Below are 18,584 nucleotides of genomic sequence, written 5' to 3' on the forward strand. Positions count from 1 at the left end.
TTGCCGCGCTCTTTTTCGCCGAACCGGCATCCACTTCGGCGGAGAGCGCTCTAGCCGTCATCCAGCGGCGCTTACGGTACGCCCGTTCAAGACAAGCGATGGGACGCTGCAACCCCGCGCCCATGATGGGGTTGACCGACGACCTCGCCAACGACCGAGAATTTCCGCCGTTCGGTAAGCGCGTGGACGACCATCTCCCCGCTACGCCCCCTCAGAACATGCTGCCCCAAGGCCTCCGCCTCGATGCCGTCTGGAAGCACGGGAATCCTGCAGAGCACGGCTTCCGAGACGAGAACGGACCGGCTTGTCTGCCGGCACAGACCTTCCAGTCGGGCGGTTGCGTTCATGACGTCGCCGAAGTAGGCGATCTTGTGCCGGTCGATCCCTATCTCGGCCGTGACCACACTGCCGCCATGGAGCGCCGCGCGGAGTTCCGGGACGAGTCCGAATCTCCTAGTCCATCGGTCGCGGTCATCGCGGAGCATTCGTTGGATCGCGAAAATGCATTCGATGCACCTGGCCCGCTCGATGCCGCGCATCAGTGGCCAGGAGATGATCACCTGATCGCCAATGTAGTCGTCGATCTGACCGCGATGTCGGCGAACCGGTTCGGCAATCGTCTCGAACACGTCCTTCAGCAGTTCCTGTGCCGCGAAGTCCCCGTGCTTCTCCGCATAGGCGGTCGAGCCGACGAGATCGAGGAACAGGAAGATGCGCTCCTCGCTGCGCGGGCGATGATAGCGACCGAGGATCAGGTTGGTGAATGTGCTGCGGCCGATGAGGTCGCGCATGCGCAACACGCCGATCAGGAGCGCCGACACAGCCATCGCGTAGATGACAGCCTGGGGCCGAGGTATCACGACCTCCGCCAAGCTCTTGTCCGTCAGGCCTAGGGCTCGGACCACGATGCCCATCACGCCCATTCCTATGATGATCACGAGGAGCAAGCTCATCTCCGCCGCGGCGAAGTAGGCCAGAGAGGGCAGGCGCCGGAGGCAGGTCGTGTAACGCGGGAACAGGGCACCGCGCTCGTAGGCGATGGCGAGGACGCCGATGCACGTCCCATACGTAACGCCGAGTACGGCCGGCCCCTCGTGGAACAGGATGCCGTACAGGGCACCGAACGCGGCACTGGCGGCGGCGATGACGATCCAGAACGTGAGCGAGCCGTTCGACATCGTTTCCATCCAAGTGGGAGCTGCTCTGGAATGGCCGAGGAAGGCCACGGGCATGGGATCTTGGGAATTGGGCCGGTCGAGGCGACTTACTGTGCCCGACGGAGGGTCACCGTTTGGCCGGGCAGTGGGACGCCCAGGCATCCGGCGGCTCCTTCGCCTCGCTACGTATGATCGGGAAGGTCCGTCCGACGACCGGGATCTATTGGAACACCGCGCCGGACAGACGTTCGGACTCGGCCCATAACCGAGCCGCAACGGCCTCGTCCCGAGCTTGGACCGGAATGGCGGCGGGCCCCGGCGCGCCGCGGGTCTCACCCAGTCGCGTCGGACCGTAATACCCCCCGCTCAAAGCAAATGGCGAGGACGCGGCATACAGGGTCGGCAATGCCCCCTGCGCTGCCGGCTGGAACAGGAACCACATGTAGGTCCGCATGATGCCGGCGAAGCTCCAGCGACCTGAGCCGTTCGGCAACAGGTCTGTCCGCGAGATCCCGGGATGCGCCGCAAGGCTGGTGACCCCCCAGCCGTTCGCTTCGCTGCGGCGCTGAAGTTCGAGCGCGAACATCAGGCAGGCGAGCTTGGACTGAGCGTAGGCCGCCATCGGGCGATAGGTGCGCTCCGTCTGCAGGTCGTCGAAGTCGATGCGACCGCTACGGGCCGCCACGCTGGACAACGTGACCACGCGGGGTGTGCGCCCCCGGCGCAGCAACGGCAGCAGATGGGCGGTGAGCGCGAAGTGTCCGAGGTAGTTCGTGGCGAACTGCAACTCGAAGCCGTCGCCAGAGACCTTGCGCACCGGCGGATTCATCACTGCGGCATTGTTGATCAGTAAATCGACGCCGTTGAGTTCGCCCGCCATGCGCTGAGCGAAGGCAGCAATCGAAGCGAGGCTTGCCAGGTCGAGGATTTCGAAGCGAACCCTGGCGTCAGGCGACTTCTGCCGTATCAACTTGATGGCTTGTCCGCCCTTCTCCGAGTTGCGCCCAGCGATGATAACCTCGCTCCCGCCCCGCGTGAGTGCGAGCGCATTCTCGAAGCCGAGGCCACTTGTCCCCGTCACGATGGCAACCCGTCCCGACTGGGAAGGAAGGTCTTTCAACGTCCAGCCAGACATCCAGGTCTTTCCCGCCCCACACGCTAAATCGCACTCGGTGCAAAGATATATTCGCACTGAGTGCGGTTTTGTATGTGCGAAATCGCATGCCAAAACGCAGGGATGGAAATCGTGTCATCAAAGCCGAGTGGCCTGCGCGCGCGTAAGCGTCAGGAGACGCTGGAGAGGATCGCGGAGACAGGCCTTAAGCTGTTCAGCCGGAACGGCTACGAGGCGACGACGCTGGATGCCATCGCCGAGGCGGCCGGCATCTCGCGTCGGACTTTCTTCTACTACTTTAAGTCGAAGGAGGAGATCCTGCTGGATTGGCAGATGCGGGGGTTCAGCGTATCCCTGCACAAGGCGATCCTGGCCCAACCTTCCAACAAGGTGCCGGTGGATGCGGTCCGCGATGCGATGCTGACGCTATCCGCAGGCTTCCGGACCCAGGAGTTCATCAGCATCGACCGCGTCCTGCGGTCCAGCGAAACCCTCAGGGTGCGTAAGCAGGCAACCTACGGCCTGCATGAGCAGGCCCTGTATGCGACGCTTGTCGAGCGGTGGCCGAGTCCCGATCGCAGCACGCCCTTACGCCTCCTCGCGATGGCCTCGCTCGGCGCCATGCGCCTGGCCATTGAGGACTGGATCCAGGTGGGCGGAGATCAGCCGCTGGACTCCTTCCTGCACGCCGCGTTTGATGGGCTCGCAGCTGAGTTCTGCCAACCCCTGCGATAGCTTCGCACCAACGTGCCGAAGAGATTCGGGCTGCCGAGATCCGACAGCTCCGGTACGCCCTCTACGTGACCTCCGCCTCGTGGAAGCTGACAGTCGCAAATCCACCCAGCCCGGTCTTGGAGCGGACAGACGGGTCCCGACCCAACCTAGTCGAAGACGCAACTTCCAATGGTCGCCGGAAGCATACGTTCGCTAGGCGAGCTAACGAGAGAGTGTCTCACAATAATCCCGTCCAGGCGATAATGACCCGGCCATGCGGCTCAGCCAGAGCCCCATACTTCAGGGCATTGGTCGCCAGTTCATGGACGGCCAGCGTGAGGACTTCCGCGGCCTTTGGAGCCAGTAGGAGTTCCGGTCCGGAGAGACGGTACTGGTCGTCGTGCTCCGCCTGGCCCCCGATCTCTTCTCGGACCAGGGTGGCCAGATCCACGCCGGCATTGGCTGTTCGGGTGAGCAGCGCCTGCGTCCGGGCGAGTGCACGAAAGCGGCCCTCCAGGCGGTTACGGTAATCCTCGACGCTGTCTGCCGTGTCGCCCATCAGAGCGACAGCCCAAGGATATTAATCCGTCCACACAGCCCAGTTCGAGGCCGCCCGTTCCGAACACGAGCATCCGTGAATCACCTAGTATGTTCAAGAGATACTGAACCAAACTTCAAAAACGGGGTTCTTTTAGCGAAACAGGAGGTTCAATGGCTCCCATCGATAAAAAACCGTCACCGGTCAAAAGTAACCGCTTCGGCCTGATTGCGGCAGGTATCTTGTTCGCAGCGCTGGTGGCATACGCGATTTACTTCATCTCTATCCCATCGCCGCTGCCGCCGCAGTGAGGAGGACACCCAAGTTAGGTGACGCCTCATGTCATCTTTAGCCAAATTCAAATTGATCAGTCGCGCATGCACATAGGTAGTCTCCATCCGGTTAGGTGGTTGAGATTACCTGCCTTTGGCGTGGATTCGCCCGGCCGCACATGAGCCCAAAGACCCTCAGCCGGACTACGCGTAAACGCCGTCAGCCCGCCGAACTGCTTGGTAAGTTCCGATCAGCACCCACGTGTAATCGGAGCCGGGAAAGCCGTGGCCTTGGTTATCGGAGAGGGGTAGTAGGATTTGGATCGGATGGTGCGGCATCACGGGTCCATGGGGTCGGGCGAAGCTCGCGATAGGGCTTTGTGCATCCGCCGCTATCTGGCGAAGGCCCTGGCACCTTGCATCTCAGGACGCGCATGAAGAAAGGCTGCGATAGCCTTGGCAATCTTCTGCCCGCCTTTGACCGACGGCTCGATGGGGTTGGCAAAGTCAGCGTCCTCGTTGCACAGAACGCGCAGGTCGACCAGCGACAGCCCACGCGTGAAGGCCTCGCGCGTAATTACGTCATTCAGCAGCGCGAGGGCTGTCGTGATCAGCCGTCGTCGTTGAGGGTCTGGATAGCGTGGGTCGTAGATCGTGCAGAGTGCCGTGGGGCGTGCCGCCGCCAGGACCGTGTCCAGCATGGCGCTGTACGCGGTCTGAAAGCGTTCTCTTACCTCAGCCAACAGGTAGAGAGCCTCAGCTACTGATCGGGTGGGATGCTCGATCACACCGGACGCTCTCAGCGCGTCGTTACCACCCACACTCACCACGAGGTGGGTCGCGCTGTCTGGAAGCCGGCTCAGCTGGCGCGGCACGTCCGTGATCACGTGACCATCGACGGCCAGCAATGTGGACTGTGAGCCCTCAGGCAGAATTGTTCGCAGTTGCTCTACCACATCTGGCGCTCCGCCCACGTAAGCAGAGTTATCAAAAACAGAGTCGCCGAGCAGTACAACGTGCAGCATGGATGTCTCACCTGATATGCACATCTAGAATGTGAGGGCAGAGGAAGTATCAGGCCTATTGCGGCCAAGTCTTGCTATGGCCGATAAGCAAGATCGGAGAACGCATCGCATGGTCTCCGAGCTATCACGAGCCCGCTTCCTTACACCCACCCCCGAAGCAGGGTATCAGTCGTGACGGTCTCGACCTGCTGGCCATATCGGCCATGGTAGAGGGTGAGCATCGCATCATGCGCCTCGTCCGAAGAGCTGCAGAGCCCGTCTGTGACGACGACAATGCGGTAGCCGCGATCGACAGCGCCTAACACGGCACTAAGCACGCACACGTCCGTCTCACCACCTGTAACCACGAGCGTGTCGATGCCCCGCCCGCGCAAACGTTCGTGCAGGTCTGTGCCCAACCATGGCGAGTAGACGTGCTTGTCGATCATCTCAGCAGGCGGCACGAAACGGCTTAGCTCTGGGACAAGGTTGACCCTGTCTGCTCCGAGGTGCGCAATCGTCATGGAAGTCCAGCGCTCGTAGTAGCGCTTCCACGTTCCTTCCCCATTGCCCGGCATTTGAGCTGGCACGAAACGAGTGAACAGGGTCTCTTTGGGATGAGCCTCGACGATCCGCACCACCTTCGGCAGAACGCGAGGCATCCAGGGCGTGCACCAATCGGTTTGCTCAGCGAACATACGCTGCATGTCGACACACAGATGCGCGCAGCTACGGCCGAGTGGTCCGAAACGAAGCTCGTCGGTTCCTACCATATTGCGCCCGTCAGAAGTTGTTTCTCTCTGTGGGCTATGCAAACGGGAAGGGCTGGAGGAGAGTTCCGCAGCAAGCATCGGTCAAGCTACTGTCGCACAGCAGCACGGACGCATGTACTAGCAAGTGGCTAAAGATCTCCTCGCAACACGCGATAGCAGTTCAGGTTGTTTTCGGTCAGCAGGCCTCGCTGAGGGGCACACGAAGGGCGTCTACTGGCTGAGAAAGGTCATAGGCGCATTGTCAGCGTCCTACCCTTCTCATGGTGCAGCCAATGTGTTGCGCCAAGCAGCAACTCGGTTCTGTCTTGCATGCATAGGTTAAGGCTCTCGGCCGCGGGCTTAGAGCTAGATGCTAATTGCCCCATATACAGGGTAGGTGAGCGGATCGGCTTCAACTCCGGCACCCGTTCGATCACATCGGCATTGTCCCGCATCGGCGCCCTGATCATCTCGGCGTCAATGCCGCCCCGCGGATCGTAGGTTGCGTCGAGGAGCAATGCTGCTACCGACTAGTTAAAGCCTCAGGTGGCAGGATCGCCTGCTAAATTACTCCAAGCCCGTTCTTGGCGAAGGCGCGGTTGGGCCTCATCGTGCGAAGCGCGCCGCCACCCGCGCGTCGGTAACGCAGCCCCGAGGTGGGCAAGCGCCTCCATGAGGAGTTCGATCGTGGATCAAGCATGTTTACGAGCCACCACTCCGCTCCCTCCGCCCAGCGAGCGGGTCTTCTCCTCGTGGCCGGCAAAGCGCTCCTACAGATCCTTTCCTCGATGGCGCGGACGTTTCCGTCGATGAAGACGAACGGCCGAACGGCCCCGTAGACTTTCACAGCAAACATTCGGTGTATCGAGTGCGCCAGCTTCGACCGGGCCAGTGACACCGAGGCCGATGCCAACGGAAGCTCGGGCAACTCACTCGTGCAGTGCTGCGAGTTTCCTACGGGCGATCATGGGCGGTGGATCTGCGACCATGGGCGAAACACCGGCCGCGCAGGCCCAACCGGAGGCGGCACAGTTCCCGGACCTGCTCGGACCCATCGGCGGCCAGACGCAGCCGCTTGACGCGCAATGGTTTTGAAGCCTGCTCACAAAACGCGGATGAGAGACCCTAACCGGCCAAAGCCTGCATCTCGGCTACGCCATCGTGGAGCACGTAGCCACGTCCCCAGACGGTCTCGATGTAGTTCTTGCCGGAGGAAGCGTTCGCGAGCTTCTTGCGCAGCTTGCAGATGAAGACGTCGATGATCTTCAACTCGGGCTCGTCCATGCCGCCATAGAGGTGGTTGAGGAACATCTCTTTCGTGAGGGTCGTGCCCTTGCGCAGCGCGAGGAGCTCCAAAATCTGGTACTCCTTGCCGGTGAGGTTCACCCGGTTGCCGGCAATGGCCACCATCTTCTCGTCGAGGTTCACCGTCAGGTCACCGGTGGTGATGACCGATTGGGCATGGCCCTTCGAGCGGCGGACGATCGCATGGATGCGGGCGACGAGTTCGTCCTTATGGAACGGCTTTGTGAGGTAATCGTCGGCTCCGAAGCCAAGGCCCTTCACCTTGTCCTCGATGCTGGCCATGCCGGAGAGGATCAGGATCGGTGTCTTGACCTTCGCCACGCGCAGATTGCGGAGCACCTCGTAGCCCGACATGTCGGGAAGGGTGAGGTCGAGCAGGATGATGTCGTAGTCGTAGAGCTTGCCGAGGTCGATTCCTTCCTCGCCGAGATCCGTCGTGTAGGTGTTGAAGCTCTCCGACTTGAGCATCAGTTCGATGCTCGCGGCGATCGAAGCGTCGTCCTCAATCAGCAGCACGCGCATGGGAAGATCCTCAAAAGATTGAGACTTCCTAACCGGACGTTGGCAACAAACCGTTAAGGTGCGGGAGAAAGACTCGCTTCTCTATGCAGGCACGGCTCGGCTGCGCACCAGGCCACGGACGGCTCGGAACGGAAGCGTCACAACCGTGAGGCAGGCGCCCAGCGCCAGGACCACGATGACCGACAGGATCGCCGTCAGGATTTTGATCATAGGCTTGCTCACTCCGGCGTGCAGCGGCACACGCCCTGCACCACAGCCACGATCCTCCTAAAGTTCGGCGAGAGTGTGTGCGAGCCAACCCAAGCCATCGCGATGCGCGCATCGGCCCTACTGGCCAGCCACATCCGCTCATCGGTATGACCGGGATTGATGCACATACGAAAAACGCCCCAGGAGAAGCTCCTAGGGCGTCTGTTGGCCGAGCGGCCGGCTGGATCGGGCTGGGGATGCTCAGTCAGAGGATATAAGGCGAAGCGCCTTAGTAAGATCCGAACTTGTAGTTCAGGCCAGCGCGGACGACGGCGAACTCGCTCTCACGAGCGGTGACCGAACGGCTGAGCGTAAGAACGTTGGTGGCTGGGTTGAACACCGAGCGATTGCCGGCCCGGCCTTCGTTCTCGAGGTTCACGTACAGGCCTTCGACCTTCAGCGTTACTGCGGACGACTTGAAGAAGTTGAAGAACGAGTCGGTAGGCATCGCGTACTCGAAACCACCACCAGCGGTGTAGCCGGTGCGGAAGTCGTCGCCACCCGTGCCACCGTCGCCATAGGCAAAGCCGCCGGTGCCGTAGAACAGGACGCGATCGAACGCGTAGCCGAGGCGGCCGCGGACGGTGCCGAAGAAGTTCATCTCGTTGCCCGGGACGCGGACACCGACGGGGCTGTTGAGAGCGCCGGCGACAGGGCTGATGGTGCCGGTCACGGTGCGGCTCTTGTTGCCGAAGTCGGTGTACTGGGCGTCCGCCTCAAGACCGACGACCACGCCCGAACCCGGGGTGAACTGGGAGTTGTAGCCGACCTGACCACCGCCGACGAAGCCTTCGAGATCGTTGCCGCCGTTGGTGGAGACGACCACCGGGGTGCGGGTGAAGGAGTTCAGCACCGAACCACCCGGCAGGGCGTAGCGGTCGCTGTTGCTGCCGGCGTCGAAGCCGTAACCGGCGTTGATACCGAAGTAGGCACCCGTCCAGGTGAACACCGGCACCGGCACGAAGACCGGGGGAGCGGCGCGACGCGGAAGGTCGGCGGCCGAAGCGGCGCCAGCCAGGAGAGCGGTGGCCGCAGTGGTGAGGAGAAGCTTCTTGAACATGGAAGTCATTGGCCCGTGCGATGAATTTGAACGACACAGAGCCTCGAAAGCGTCAGCAGCGATAGTGCGATCTTGCAACACTGGGGATTTACAGCGCATCAGCCGAGTGCCGATTCCCTATGTTGCGAAGATAAATACGCACTAGCTCTCATTTGGAATGTCATCATACTTAATCATTACTTAATATAGCTGGTGGCCACTGTGACTGTAAAATCCACGACAGACGTTGATCGTACCGTCGGCCTACGCATCGCAACGCTGCGAAAGGCGAAGGGATTGTCGCAGACTGATCTAGGCCAGCACGTCGGCGTCACGTTTCAGCAGATCCAGAAATACGAAAAAGGGGCGAACCGCGTCAGCAGCGGCCGGCTGCAGCAGATCGCTCAGTTCCTCGAAGTGCCGATGTCTACCCTGTTCGGCGATCATGAAGCCGAGGAGCACAACGATGCCTTCGGCTTCTTCCGCGAGGCCGGTGCTGTCGATCTGCTTCGTGCCTATGCCACCATCGAGAACGATCAACTGCGCTGCGCCGTGCTGCAGCTCGTTCGTTCTGTGGTGGGCTTGAGGGCGAGGCAAACCCAAGGCGTGGAAGAACCTAGCCAGATTGTTTTGACAGGTGACAGGCCAAACTCTCACTCCTGATCGCCCTTGGCCTTCTCCTGCCCAATCTCCCTGTCGGGCATTTCCCAACCCCGTTTCCAGGTGGCATGCTCCTCAGTGTCCAAGGGGTAAGGATTGGCGCTGCTTGGGTCGCCGCGATCACGGGCGTGACGCCCTTCCTGGCTAACGGCTGAAGGCGATCGCTGAGGAAAAGACACGGTCGACCTCCTCGCCCGCCGCTACAGATCATCGTCCTGATTGGACACTGGCTTTTCAGGCTGCGCATCGGTTTTGGCGGTTTTCGGATGCTTCCCTAGCTTTGGCGGCTTGGGTGCTGGAGATCCAGCTTCGGGCGTGGAGGAGTACACAGGCGGTCGGGGCCATAGCCCAGGCTCGCGAGCTTCACGCCCATCGTGAATCGTTAGCCGGCGTCACGACACTTGACCGTGCCGTAGCTTCTTGGGGCATTTGTTCCATAAGATCGGATTCAATCAGCCAATCGCATCGCATTACCCTCAACGATTTCAGGTGAGTTTGCTGCATGATATCGAACTTTTGTTCAGGCAAATGCACGTTGCTAGCTGAGTTTCGTTGCAACAGGCGCCTTGCGTCACGGGTTATGGCCCATCCGAACACAGCTTTTACTGCGGATAAATCACTCCGCTTAATTGATCGCGCGGTGACGCCTTGCTTGTCGCGGCGATGAATTGCCCATTCATGAACGTCATCATCTGATAAGGAATTGACGTCACGGTCTCCGAAATATGAAGGAAGGAATCCAAATATGCAGCGATAGCGTTTGACTATCGCAGGCTGAACTTCCTGTTTTGGCCCTGCCTCCCAGGCCGAAAAAATGTCGCTGATTGTAACAGACCGCCTCTTCACCCGACGACGAGCGCCGCTATCCCAAGGCAGGGAAGCGAGCAAATGTCTTATCCACACTATAATCCCCGCTGGCGTTTCGAAAGCCGCAGTCTGCAGCTTGGCGCGTTGCTCGACAAAGCTCCCGCATCAGAAGAACTCGACTGGCTACATCCGTCACAAGCGATTTTTGCTGCAGAAGTGCGTCCGCTTGAGCTCCGAACGCGGCCTCTAGAGCGCTTTCCGCCGAAGTGGATGCCGGTTCGGCGAAACAGAGCGCGGCAAACAGAGGCTTAGAGATGTGTCCCGACCCAACGTGGTCGGGCGCAGCTCTAGCGTCACCATCGGGATGGCACGGAGATCGTCGAACTTGGCCCACTCTGCCGGTGTTCCGGCCTCCTCAAGAGTGCTTAGGAAGGCGTCACGCAGGGTCTCGAAATTGATGTGATCCGTTTTGAGATCGCTCCCAACCCGATCGGCTTCCTCAACTACCCTAAGGAGGTATCGGCTTCTGTCGTCACTGAGACATTGCATCCCTGCGGCGTACATTTCGCCTGTCAGCGCCGTCACTTCTCTATGCGTCAGCGGCTGTGGCCCGATCCGGACGGTTTCCCAATAGCGCTTGAGTTCGGCATCAGCCTCGCTGTGGCGTCGCTTCGCCTCCGCAACATCCTTGGTTCGGAGGGACACTTGGACCACTGCGCCAGCAGTGACGGCCACAGGCTTTTCATCGATGTGAAGAATGACTCGCGTCCCTTTGATACGGGAGACACAATCCTGTGCGGCCTTTGCCGCAGGTGACAGGTTCCCGTGCCGGGATCCTTCCGGGGACGCGCCATCTGGGAGGCCGCCGTGTGAGACCCGGCCAGCCTAAGTCCGCCAGACAGCGTAACCTATTGCGCTTACACACGAAAGCGTGGTGCCGGCGGAGAGGATTGAACTCCCGACCTTCGGTTTACAAAACCGCTGCACTACCGCTGTGCTACGCCGGCCCGACGCGTTAGCTACCAGTCGGAGGCGCGGCATTCAACCGGGGATGACGGAGCGTCGGTGATCTGCCTTGCGACGCCCCTCCCGCAGGGGGCGATGCAGGGCATCCGCCTGCCGGGGCCTCGGATGGACTCATGTGGGCATGCCGTCTTGGCAACATGTTAATCTGTGGCTGCCATGCTGAAACACAGCGCTAGAAATCGGGCGAGTGACCAACGCCATGCACATTGTCATCGTCGACACGAGCCGTGTTGTCCTGAAGGTCGTCGCCGGACTTCTGGAACCGCAAGGCCATACGGTCGACGTCTTTACCGATTCTCAGGCAGCACTCGACTTCGTGACTTACACGACGACTGTGCGAGTCCTGATCACGAGCCTGGAAGTCCGCCCCTTGAGCGGGCTCGAACTGTGCTGGTCAGCGCGCCTGATCGCCGAGACCAATCGTCCTCTCTACGTGATCACCATGTCTTCGGCCCGTAACTCCCGCAATCTGGCCGAGGCCCTCGACAGCGGAGCCGACGATTTCATCGAGAAACCGCCCGGCGCCGAGGAACTGCATGCCCGCATGCGTGCCGCGGAACGGCTGACGACCATGCAAAGCGAGCTGATTCGCCTTGCCGAGACCGATCCGCTCACCGGTCTCCTCAATCGGCGCGCCTTCCTCCAGCGGGTGCGGGACGCTGCCGACCGCGTCGGCAACCACGGCGACATGTCGGCGATCCTGGTGGATATCGACCATTTCAAGCGCATCAACGACGAGTACGGCCACGATGTCGGCGATGCGGCGATCCAGAACGTCAGCAAGACTATCGCGGAGGAAGGCATCGTCGGGCGGCTCGGAGGCGAGGAGTTCGGCATCGTGCTTCCGCACCGGCCGGTGGCCGATGCCGAGGCTCTCGCGTCACGCCTGCGCCGCCTCGTCGAAGGCATGCGTATCCGTGGGGCACGCACGCCGATCCGGCTGACCTGCAGCTTCGGGGTCAGCCAATGGAGCGAGGGCGACACGATCGAGGCCATGATCAAGCGCGCCGACATCGCCCTCTACGAGGCCAAGACCACGGGCCGCAACCGGGTGATTTCCGCCGCCTCCGACCTCGTCCTCGCCCGGGCAGGCTGATCCCGGATCTCACTGCCCCCTACCGATGGGTCGGTGTCAGTGAGGCATGGAATGAGCCGATCCCATTTCGGACCGGGCTGTTCCTGATAGGGACAGGCGTGGTCGGTCGGCCAGCATGCATTCGCCCGCGTTAACCGAGATAAGGCGATTTTCGCGGCTGTTTTCGCGATATGCGTCCTTGTATTCATCGCGCGACGCGGAATCGCGACGAATAAACCGATGGAATGGGATTTGAACTGCTCTTGACCAGCCCGGGCGCGATGTATCGCGATGGGACAGAGGGGGGAGCGGCATGAACCAGGCCGTTGGAGTTTTGATCGTCGACGAACCCGTGGGGCTCGGGCCTGTCCTGAGGGCCTTCCTGGAGCATGAGCCCAGCCTGCATACGGTGAGCGAGGCCGATCTGCCGCTCGACGGTCCGGGAATCGAGAGCGTCGTCGCCCTGGTCTTCTTGCGAGAGAACGCAAGCGAGGCCGACCTCGCCCGGATCACCGCGCTGAAGAATCATCCGAGGCTGCGCGTGCTGGCGGCCTTCCAGAGCCTGCCCGCCGACACCCTGCGCCATCTGCTCGTGGCCGGTATCGATGCGGTGGTCGCCCAATCGGCGACCCCGCGGGAGATCAGCGCCACCATCGTCCGCTTGGCCCAGGCGGGCAAGGCGGACGCCCCGACCTCCAATGTCGAAACGTCCGATGCGGCGGATGCCGGAGAAGGGCTCACCCCCCGCGAGGCGGAAATCCTGCGGTTTCTCAGTGCCGGTTTCAGCAACAAGGAGGTGGCACGACGCCTCAGCCTCAGCGTCCGCACCGTGGAGACGCATCGGCTCAACCTTCGTCGCAAGACCCAGACGGGCCGGCTGAAGGACCTCGTCTGCCTCGCACGGCAACTGGGCCTCGCCCCCGTCGTCGAAAGCGAGATGCCGCGCCAAGGCAAAGGCGACAAGGGCAAGTCCGAGAAAGGCAAAAGCGAGACCGGCCTGCACGGCCGCTCGACCATCATCGAAGCGATGGCGCGACACTGAGGAACCGTGACGGGACGGCTCGCCGCGTCGGCCGTACCCGCGCCCCCGAAGAAAATCCCGCCAGACGCAGGCAGGACCGGATTCGCCGAAAGGGCGCTTTCGCGTCGATGCCAGCGGTAAAAATTCGACGTTGGGTGACCGCCGCTGGGAGCAGCCCGCTTTCAGCGTCGTTTATTTAACCGCAGTGGAACCCCCATCATTTCGAAACGCGGCGATCCCGAGGTGCTCCAATCGTTGCCGAGCTTCCATGCAGCCGAAGGTCCGCTTCCAGGCAGATTGGTGGAACTGATGGTAGGGCCGGGTTGGGTAGGTTTGCGACCGTCCTACCGCGAGTTTCTCGAAGAGCGAAGCGGACATGGCCTTAATCAACTGCGAGCCTCCGGCGAGGATCTTTACTCACCGGTGATTCACGTCAAAATCGGGCCGCGACACCGCCCATGATAGTGCGGGGTGTGCCTGGAGTGGCGTACCGGTTTTGCCAAGCGCGATCAAAATAGTTTGCGTCGAACAGGTTGTCGACGTTGAGGTAGACCCGCACCTGAGGCGTGATCCAGTAATACGAGATTAAGTTGAAGATCGTGTATTCCGGCAGGCGGAAGGTGGAAAGAGCGGTCCCAGCCACCCGCTGGCTGACATAGGTCATGCCGCCGCCAAGACCGAGACCGCGCAGATCGGCGTTCTGAAACTCGTACACGCTTTGTAGAGCGACGCTATCGGCCGGGATGTTTGCGATGCGTGTCCCGACGGCCAATGTGTTGTCGCGCGTGACAGCGGCATCGGCATGAGTGTAGGTGCCGAATACCCGCCAGCCGGGGGTCAGATAGCCCGCGACGGTCAGATCGAAACCACGGCTGCGTACCTCGCCAGCCGCAACACTGAAGTTCGAATCGCCTGGATCGACGGTGAGGACATTGGTCCTGCGGATGTCGAACACGGCGGCCGTAGCGCTCAGGCTTCCGTCGAGCAGGCTGATCTTCGCGCCGGCCTCGTATCCCTCACCCTGCTCGAAGGCAAAGGGGTTCCCGCTGCGGTCAGTGCCGGTGTTTGGGCGGAAAGAGCGACCATAATTGCCGTACAATGCGATTGCGTCGGTGAGATCGTAGACGAGGCCGAAACGCGGGGTCGCGACCGTCCCCTGCAGGCTGGTGGTACGGCCAGTCCGATAATCGGTCGAGACGAGACCAAGATCCTCCACGCGCACGCCGAGGAGGGCGTGAAGCCGCGGAGTTATATCGATCTGGTCCTGGATATAGCCTCCGTAGCTTTGAGTGTTTTGGAGGAAGTTGGTAATCGAGCCGAGCGGCGGCAGCGGAGATTGCCCGTAGCGAGGCGCGAGAAGGTCGAGGGTGAACGGATTGACGTTCACATTCGAGCGATCGAAGATCTCCCGGTAGCGATAGCTGTCGTACTCGAAGCCCATCAGCAGGGTGTGGCGGAAAGGTCCGGTCTCGAACTTGCCCGCAAGATTGAGCTGCAGGTTGAGATCCGACCAGCTCAAATCGCGGTGTTCGAAGGTGCGCCGCAGGGTGCGGCCGTCGCCCAGCACGTTCACAGCACCGACACCATCGCCGTAAAGCTGGCCGCCGAGCGCCTGCGCGCCCGCGCTCACCACCCAGTTCGAATCGAGCCGGTGCTCGATGCGGAGCTGCCCGAGCGCGTTGTCGTTGCGGACGGGCGGGATGCCGGGCTCGCCGATGAAGCGGCTGCGCGGCACCGCACGCAAGTTGCCGTTGATAGGCACGATACCTCGGTCGAAGGTCGCCGCGGTGCTCACCACCTCGCCCTCGAGCGTAATCGTGGTGTCGGCCGACGGCTTCCACGCGATTACGGGCGCGAGATAGTAACGGTCGCTATGCACGAAGTCTCGGAAGCTGCCGTTGTCCTCGACTGCACCTGTGACGCGGGCGAGCACGCGCCCCTCCTGATCGAGCGCACCGGTAGCATCGAAGGTGGTGCGTTTCTGATTGAAGCTTCCGAACTGTGTTCCGATGGCGAGAGAGCGTTCGGCCTGAGGCTGTTTGGTAACGATGTTGAAGGTGCCGCCTGGATCGCCACGACCATAGAGGAATGCCGAGGGGCCTTTCAGGACCTCAATCCGCTCGATCGAGACGACATCAGGCGAGTTTGGATAGCCACGGTTCACGGGGAAGCCGTTTCGATAGTACTCCCCCGTAGAGAAGCCGCGGATCGTAAATTCCGTCAGCCCGAGACCTGCGAAGTTATTCGCTCGGCCGACTCCGGCAAGATCGAGCGCCGCATCGACGCGGGTGGCGGCGACGTCCTTGAGGATCTGGTCTGGCACGACAACGACTGTTTGTGGCACCTCGCGCAGGGGCGTGTCAGTGCGCGTTGCGCTGACACTGTTTCTGGCGAGGTAACCATCCACTTTGCTTGCCGGACCGCCATTGCCAACCACTGATAATTCGTCGAGCTGCACTTCCTGAGAGGAGTCTGCCGCAAGCTGTGCTAAAGCGGAACTTGGCCCGAAACCGTTCAATGATCCGGATTGCGCCACAAAACCAATGGCAACCGAAGTAACCAGCGGAAAGATTTTTTTATTGTTTTTGAAAGATTTGGACACGAACAAAAGCTAGCCTGTTATGGTTTTTCGTCCGTTACAATTCAGAAACATATGGCGTCAAGCTTGATTTGCCCTGCGCGAGAAGCGACGTTTATAGGCATTTCAATCTGGATGCCAAAAAATCTAGAAGTATTATAAACTGAGACGCCCTTTTGACTAGTTGTTGCACGGGGGTCACAGCACATCGACGCTATCTCATTGAAACTTACGCGACCTTCGGTTGAATAAATGAGATTTTACCAAACAAAACTGGGAGCCTTTAAGTAAGGTTATATGGGCTGTCCGAGATTTTGTAAGGGGCAGCTACCGTTTTCAATATAGACATGTCGCTTATGGCGCATGCGCAGCGGCAATCACGGTCGAGGCGAAACGTCTGCTTCGGGGCGTACCGTCAGAGTCCGCTTCCACCCATCGCGGACGTTCAGGGCGGGTACCGTCCGGTAGATTTCGGCCACGGGATGTCCGGTCCCGGCCTATGCCGTCGCTCGGGCCTCGGGCTTCACCGAGACGGAACGTTCCTTGCACGGCGTCACCTTGCCCGTCGCAGCCCCCATGGCCTTGGCCTTCGTTGAACTCTTGGCCTTTGCCGAACTCTTGGCCTTCGTCGAACTTTTGGCCTTTACCTTGGCCGGCACCTTCGTCTTGACCGAGACGGTGCCCTTCGCCTTTTCGAGACGCGCCCGCAGCAATCCGAGAACCGCAGCCTCTTCGGGCTTCAACCGTGCGATATCGTCCCGCAACTCGTCTTCCACCGCATCCGCCACCTGGATCAGCAACGCGCCCTCCAGATAACCGTCGAGGATTTCGGGGTGGATGTAGCATTTGCGGCAGATCGTCGGCGTGTTGCCGAGCCGCGCCGATACGCTCTCGATGGCCGCGCGCAGGTTCTTCTTGGCCTTGGCCTCGCTGTCGAACGCCTCGAATTCCTGCAGGGCCAGGGCGGCCAGCACCGTGCCGGCCCAGGTCCGGAAATCCTTGGCGGTGATCTCCTGCCCGGTGATCTCGCGAAGATAGGCGTTCACGTCGGCCGAGGTGACGTCGCGCGTCTCGCCCGCGTCGTCGATATACTGGAACAGTTCCTGGCCCGGCAGGTCCTGGCAGGATTTCACGATGCGGGCCACGCGCCGGTCCTTCACCGACAGGTTCCACATCTTGCCGCTCTTGCCTTTGAAGCGGAACGTCAGCTCCGCGCCAGCGACGGTCACATGGGGATCGCGCAGGGTGGTGAGGCCGTAGCTCTTGTTGGTGCGGGCATAATCGTCGTTGCCGACTCGGATGAGGGTCGCCTCCAGGAGATGGACGATGGTGGCGAGCACCTTCTCGCGGGACAACCCGCGACGGCCCATATCCTCGTCCACCCGCGCCCGGATGGCGGGCAGGGCGTCGGCGAAGGCCATGATGTGCTCGAACTTGGTCGAGTCGCGCGCCTGCCGGAAATCGGGGTGATAGCGATATTGCTTCCGCCCTTTGGCGTCCCGTCCCGTGGCCTGGATATGGCCGTCGGCGCGGGGGCAGATCCAGACATCGGTATAGGCGGGCGGGACCGCCAGGGACCGGATCCGCTTCAGGATCTTAGGGTCGCGGACGGGCTTGCCCTTGGCATCGCGATAGGAGAACCCGGTTCCGCTCCTGCGGCGCGTGAGCCCCGGACGGTCGGCATCCACATAAGTCAGGCCTGCCTCGATGGCCGCATCCCGCGGATCGGCGACAACGCCGTCCTCTTCGCGATCCGTCGCCATCACCCGCCTCCCGTCGATCGTCAGGAACCGTCAACCGACCGGGCACGGGCGGCGTTCCGAACCGGGGCGGCGGCGCGATGTCTCGCCGGGGGGATGCCCAGCCTTCACGCTATCGTTCATCCTAGCTACCTTCCGGGTAGCATCTCAGTTCGAGTTTAGCGGCGTGGATCGCGCGCTCCGCGTTCGACAACAGGAGCAATCGGAGACGCTCTTGGAAATTCTTGGAGAAATGCCAACTTTAGAGAATGCCACGCGCTAACTAATTCTGCCCTAGCCTTCTTTCGTTTCTCGAACGATGAAATAGCTGGCTCACACGCGGAAAACGCTCTTCTCATGTCATGCAACGGCTCAAAAGGATAAAAGCCGATTTCTTCATCCGTTTCCCCAACATTTTTGTAAACCGCCCTAACTAAGTCTATAGTATTGTATAATTTCTGCTGAGCCTCATCGTACTCTTTTAATGTTGGATCAGATTTATAGGTAAAGTTAATAAGTGTGTTCTTTGTTTGCGTAATGTCCTTCCACAAATCCCGCAGCGATGTTAGGAAAGCCATTCTTCTCTGAAAGCTATACGCAAGATACGCGGCACCGACAGCCAGTATTAGCGGAGAAAAATCTTTCAGATATCCGTATAAAAACTCCGAATGGATGATAAATCGTGAGATTGCCGCCAGCAGGGCAACTAGCACGAAAGTTGCGGACACAAATATTACGCTGTTTCTAAGCGATGTTTTGGTCACTCGTATCGCCCCGCTTCTTGTAGCCTACCCTTGCCAGCGGCAAGCGCGGCAGTTTCTAATAAGCCAGCTCCGGCTTCCATGCCCCAAAATCGAAACGATACGCGAGCGGGCCGCTCCTCGCCTTTCGGTCCGGCGGGCGTCAATCTATCCCCAGCCTAAGGTTCAATCGGCTTCTCACATCCGTAAGGTTGTACACGTCAGATTTCCGCCGCGAGTCTCTCACCTGGGTGTAAAGTTCCTCATCATTT

Annotated in this window: 18 protein-coding genes and 1 tRNA gene; 5 read left to right on the plus strand and 14 right to left on the minus strand. The window is 60.7% G+C overall.

Features of this window, described 5'->3' with window-relative positions; all coding sequences use genetic code 11:
- Positions 1-86: 86 nt before the first annotated feature.
- Both RQI43_RS21295 and RQI43_RS21300 read right to left on the minus strand, forming a co-directional pair.
- Positions 87-1,178, minus strand: coding sequence for an adenylate/guanylate cyclase domain-containing protein (locus RQI43_RS21295; protein ID WP_311276515.1), 1,092 nt, complete (start codon positions 1,176-1,178; stop codon positions 87-89).
- 199 nt (positions 1,179-1,377) lie between these two features.
- On the minus strand, positions 1,378-2,292 hold the full coding sequence (locus tag RQI43_RS21300) for an SDR family oxidoreductase (RefSeq protein ID WP_311276516.1): 915 nt from the start codon (positions 2,290-2,292) through the stop codon (positions 1,378-1,380).
- Between the two features lie 102 nt (positions 2,293-2,394).
- On the opposite strand from RQI43_RS21300, the gene RQI43_RS21305 reads away from it, so the two are divergent.
- Positions 2,395-3,006 (plus strand): helix-turn-helix domain-containing protein, encoded by a 612-nt coding sequence (locus RQI43_RS21305; protein WP_311276555.1) that lies wholly within the window; start codon positions 2,395-2,397, stop codon positions 3,004-3,006.
- A 217-nt stretch (positions 3,007-3,223) separates the two neighbouring features.
- On the opposite strand, the gene RQI43_RS21310 is transcribed toward RQI43_RS21305, so the two are convergent.
- Complete coding sequence (locus RQI43_RS21310; RefSeq protein WP_311276517.1) at positions 3,224-3,544, minus strand: sensor histidine kinase; 321 nt, start codon at positions 3,542-3,544, stop codon at positions 3,224-3,226.
- Positions 3,545-3,696: 152 nt separating this feature from the next.
- On the opposite strand from RQI43_RS21310, the gene RQI43_RS21315 reads away from it, so the two are divergent.
- Entirely contained in the window at positions 3,697-3,834 is a 138-nt protein-coding gene (locus tag RQI43_RS21315; RefSeq protein ID WP_156467779.1) for a hypothetical protein, read from the plus strand.
- 353 nt (positions 3,835-4,187) lie between these two features.
- On the opposite strand, the gene RQI43_RS21320 is transcribed toward RQI43_RS21315, so the two are convergent.
- The 5 genes from RQI43_RS21320 to RQI43_RS21340 all read right to left on the minus strand — a co-directional run bounded on the left by RQI43_RS21320 (position 4,188) and on the right by RQI43_RS21340 (position 8,687).
- Complete coding sequence (locus RQI43_RS21320) at positions 4,188-4,820, minus strand: SGNH/GDSL hydrolase family protein (protein WP_311276518.1); 633 nt, start codon at positions 4,818-4,820, stop codon at positions 4,188-4,190.
- Positions 4,821-4,960: 140 nt separating this feature from the next.
- Entirely contained in the window at positions 4,961-5,572 is a 612-nt protein-coding gene (locus tag RQI43_RS21325; protein ID WP_311276519.1) for an isochorismatase family cysteine hydrolase, read from the minus strand.
- 1,104 nt (positions 5,573-6,676) lie between these two features.
- Positions 6,677-7,378 carry a response regulator transcription factor CtrA gene (gene ctrA, locus RQI43_RS21330; RefSeq protein ID WP_056428356.1) on the minus strand — a complete coding sequence of 234 codons (702 nt, stop codon included), beginning with the start codon at positions 7,376-7,378 and terminating at the stop codon, positions 6,677-6,679.
- Positions 7,379-7,459: 81 nt separating this feature from the next.
- Positions 7,460-7,588 carry a hypothetical protein gene (locus RQI43_RS21335; RefSeq protein WP_280136556.1) on the minus strand — a complete coding sequence of 43 codons (129 nt, stop codon included), beginning with the start codon at positions 7,586-7,588 and terminating at the stop codon, positions 7,460-7,462.
- Between the two features lie 268 nt (positions 7,589-7,856).
- Positions 7,857-8,687, minus strand: coding sequence for a porin family protein (locus RQI43_RS21340; RefSeq protein ID WP_311276520.1), 831 nt, complete (start codon positions 8,685-8,687; stop codon positions 7,857-7,859).
- Positions 8,688-8,888: 201 nt separating this feature from the next.
- Here RQI43_RS21340 and RQI43_RS21345 point away from each other — a divergent pair, with 201 nt between their 5' ends.
- Positions 8,889-9,329, plus strand: a complete 441-nt coding sequence (locus tag RQI43_RS21345) for a helix-turn-helix transcriptional regulator (protein WP_311276556.1) — start codon at positions 8,889-8,891, stop codon at positions 9,327-9,329.
- A 360-nt stretch (positions 9,330-9,689) separates the two neighbouring features.
- On the opposite strand, the gene RQI43_RS21350 is transcribed toward RQI43_RS21345, so the two are convergent.
- The 3 genes from RQI43_RS21350 to RQI43_RS21355 form a co-directional block, all read right to left on the minus strand.
- Positions 9,690-10,214 carry a hypothetical protein gene (locus RQI43_RS21350; RefSeq protein ID WP_311276521.1) on the minus strand — a complete coding sequence of 175 codons (525 nt, stop codon included), beginning with the start codon at positions 10,212-10,214 and terminating at the stop codon, positions 9,690-9,692.
- Positions 10,215-10,379: 165 nt separating this feature from the next.
- Positions 10,380-10,868 (minus strand): DUF6538 domain-containing protein, encoded by a 489-nt coding sequence (locus RQI43_RS24605; RefSeq protein ID WP_405030680.1) that lies wholly within the window; start codon positions 10,866-10,868, stop codon positions 10,380-10,382.
- Between the two features lie 197 nt (positions 10,869-11,065).
- Positions 11,066-11,140 (minus strand) — tRNA-Thr (locus tag RQI43_RS21355).
- Between the two features lie 218 nt (positions 11,141-11,358).
- On the opposite strand from RQI43_RS21355, the gene RQI43_RS21360 reads away from it, so the two are divergent.
- Together RQI43_RS21360 and RQI43_RS21365 are read left to right on the plus strand one after the other, a co-directional pair.
- Positions 11,359-12,255 carry a diguanylate cyclase domain-containing protein gene (locus tag RQI43_RS21360; RefSeq protein ID WP_207410917.1) on the plus strand — a complete coding sequence of 299 codons (897 nt, stop codon included), beginning with the start codon at positions 11,359-11,361 and terminating at the stop codon, positions 12,253-12,255.
- A 292-nt stretch (positions 12,256-12,547) separates the two neighbouring features.
- On the plus strand, positions 12,548-13,276 hold the full coding sequence (locus RQI43_RS21365; RefSeq protein WP_207410916.1) for a response regulator transcription factor: 729 nt from the start codon (positions 12,548-12,550) through the stop codon (positions 13,274-13,276).
- Positions 13,277-13,688: 412 nt separating this feature from the next.
- On the opposite strand, the gene RQI43_RS21370 is transcribed toward RQI43_RS21365, so the two are convergent.
- From RQI43_RS21370 to RQI43_RS21380, 3 genes are all read right to left on the minus strand, one after another.
- Positions 13,689-15,773, minus strand: a complete 2,085-nt coding sequence (locus tag RQI43_RS21370; RefSeq protein WP_082470580.1) for a TonB-dependent siderophore receptor — start codon at positions 15,771-15,773, stop codon at positions 13,689-13,691.
- Between the two features lie 557 nt (positions 15,774-16,330).
- Complete coding sequence (locus RQI43_RS21375) at positions 16,331-17,596, minus strand: DNA topoisomerase IB (protein ID WP_311276522.1); 1,266 nt, start codon at positions 17,594-17,596, stop codon at positions 16,331-16,333.
- 155 nt (positions 17,597-17,751) lie between these two features.
- On the minus strand, positions 17,752-18,336 hold the full coding sequence (locus RQI43_RS21380) for a hypothetical protein (protein WP_311276523.1): 585 nt from the start codon (positions 18,334-18,336) through the stop codon (positions 17,752-17,754).
- Positions 18,337-18,584: the final 248 nt, after the last annotated feature.

The sequence above is a fragment of the Methylobacterium sp. WCS2018Hpa-22 genome (assembly GCF_031843785.1).
Taxonomy (GTDB): domain Bacteria; phylum Pseudomonadota; class Alphaproteobacteria; order Rhizobiales; family Beijerinckiaceae; genus Methylobacterium.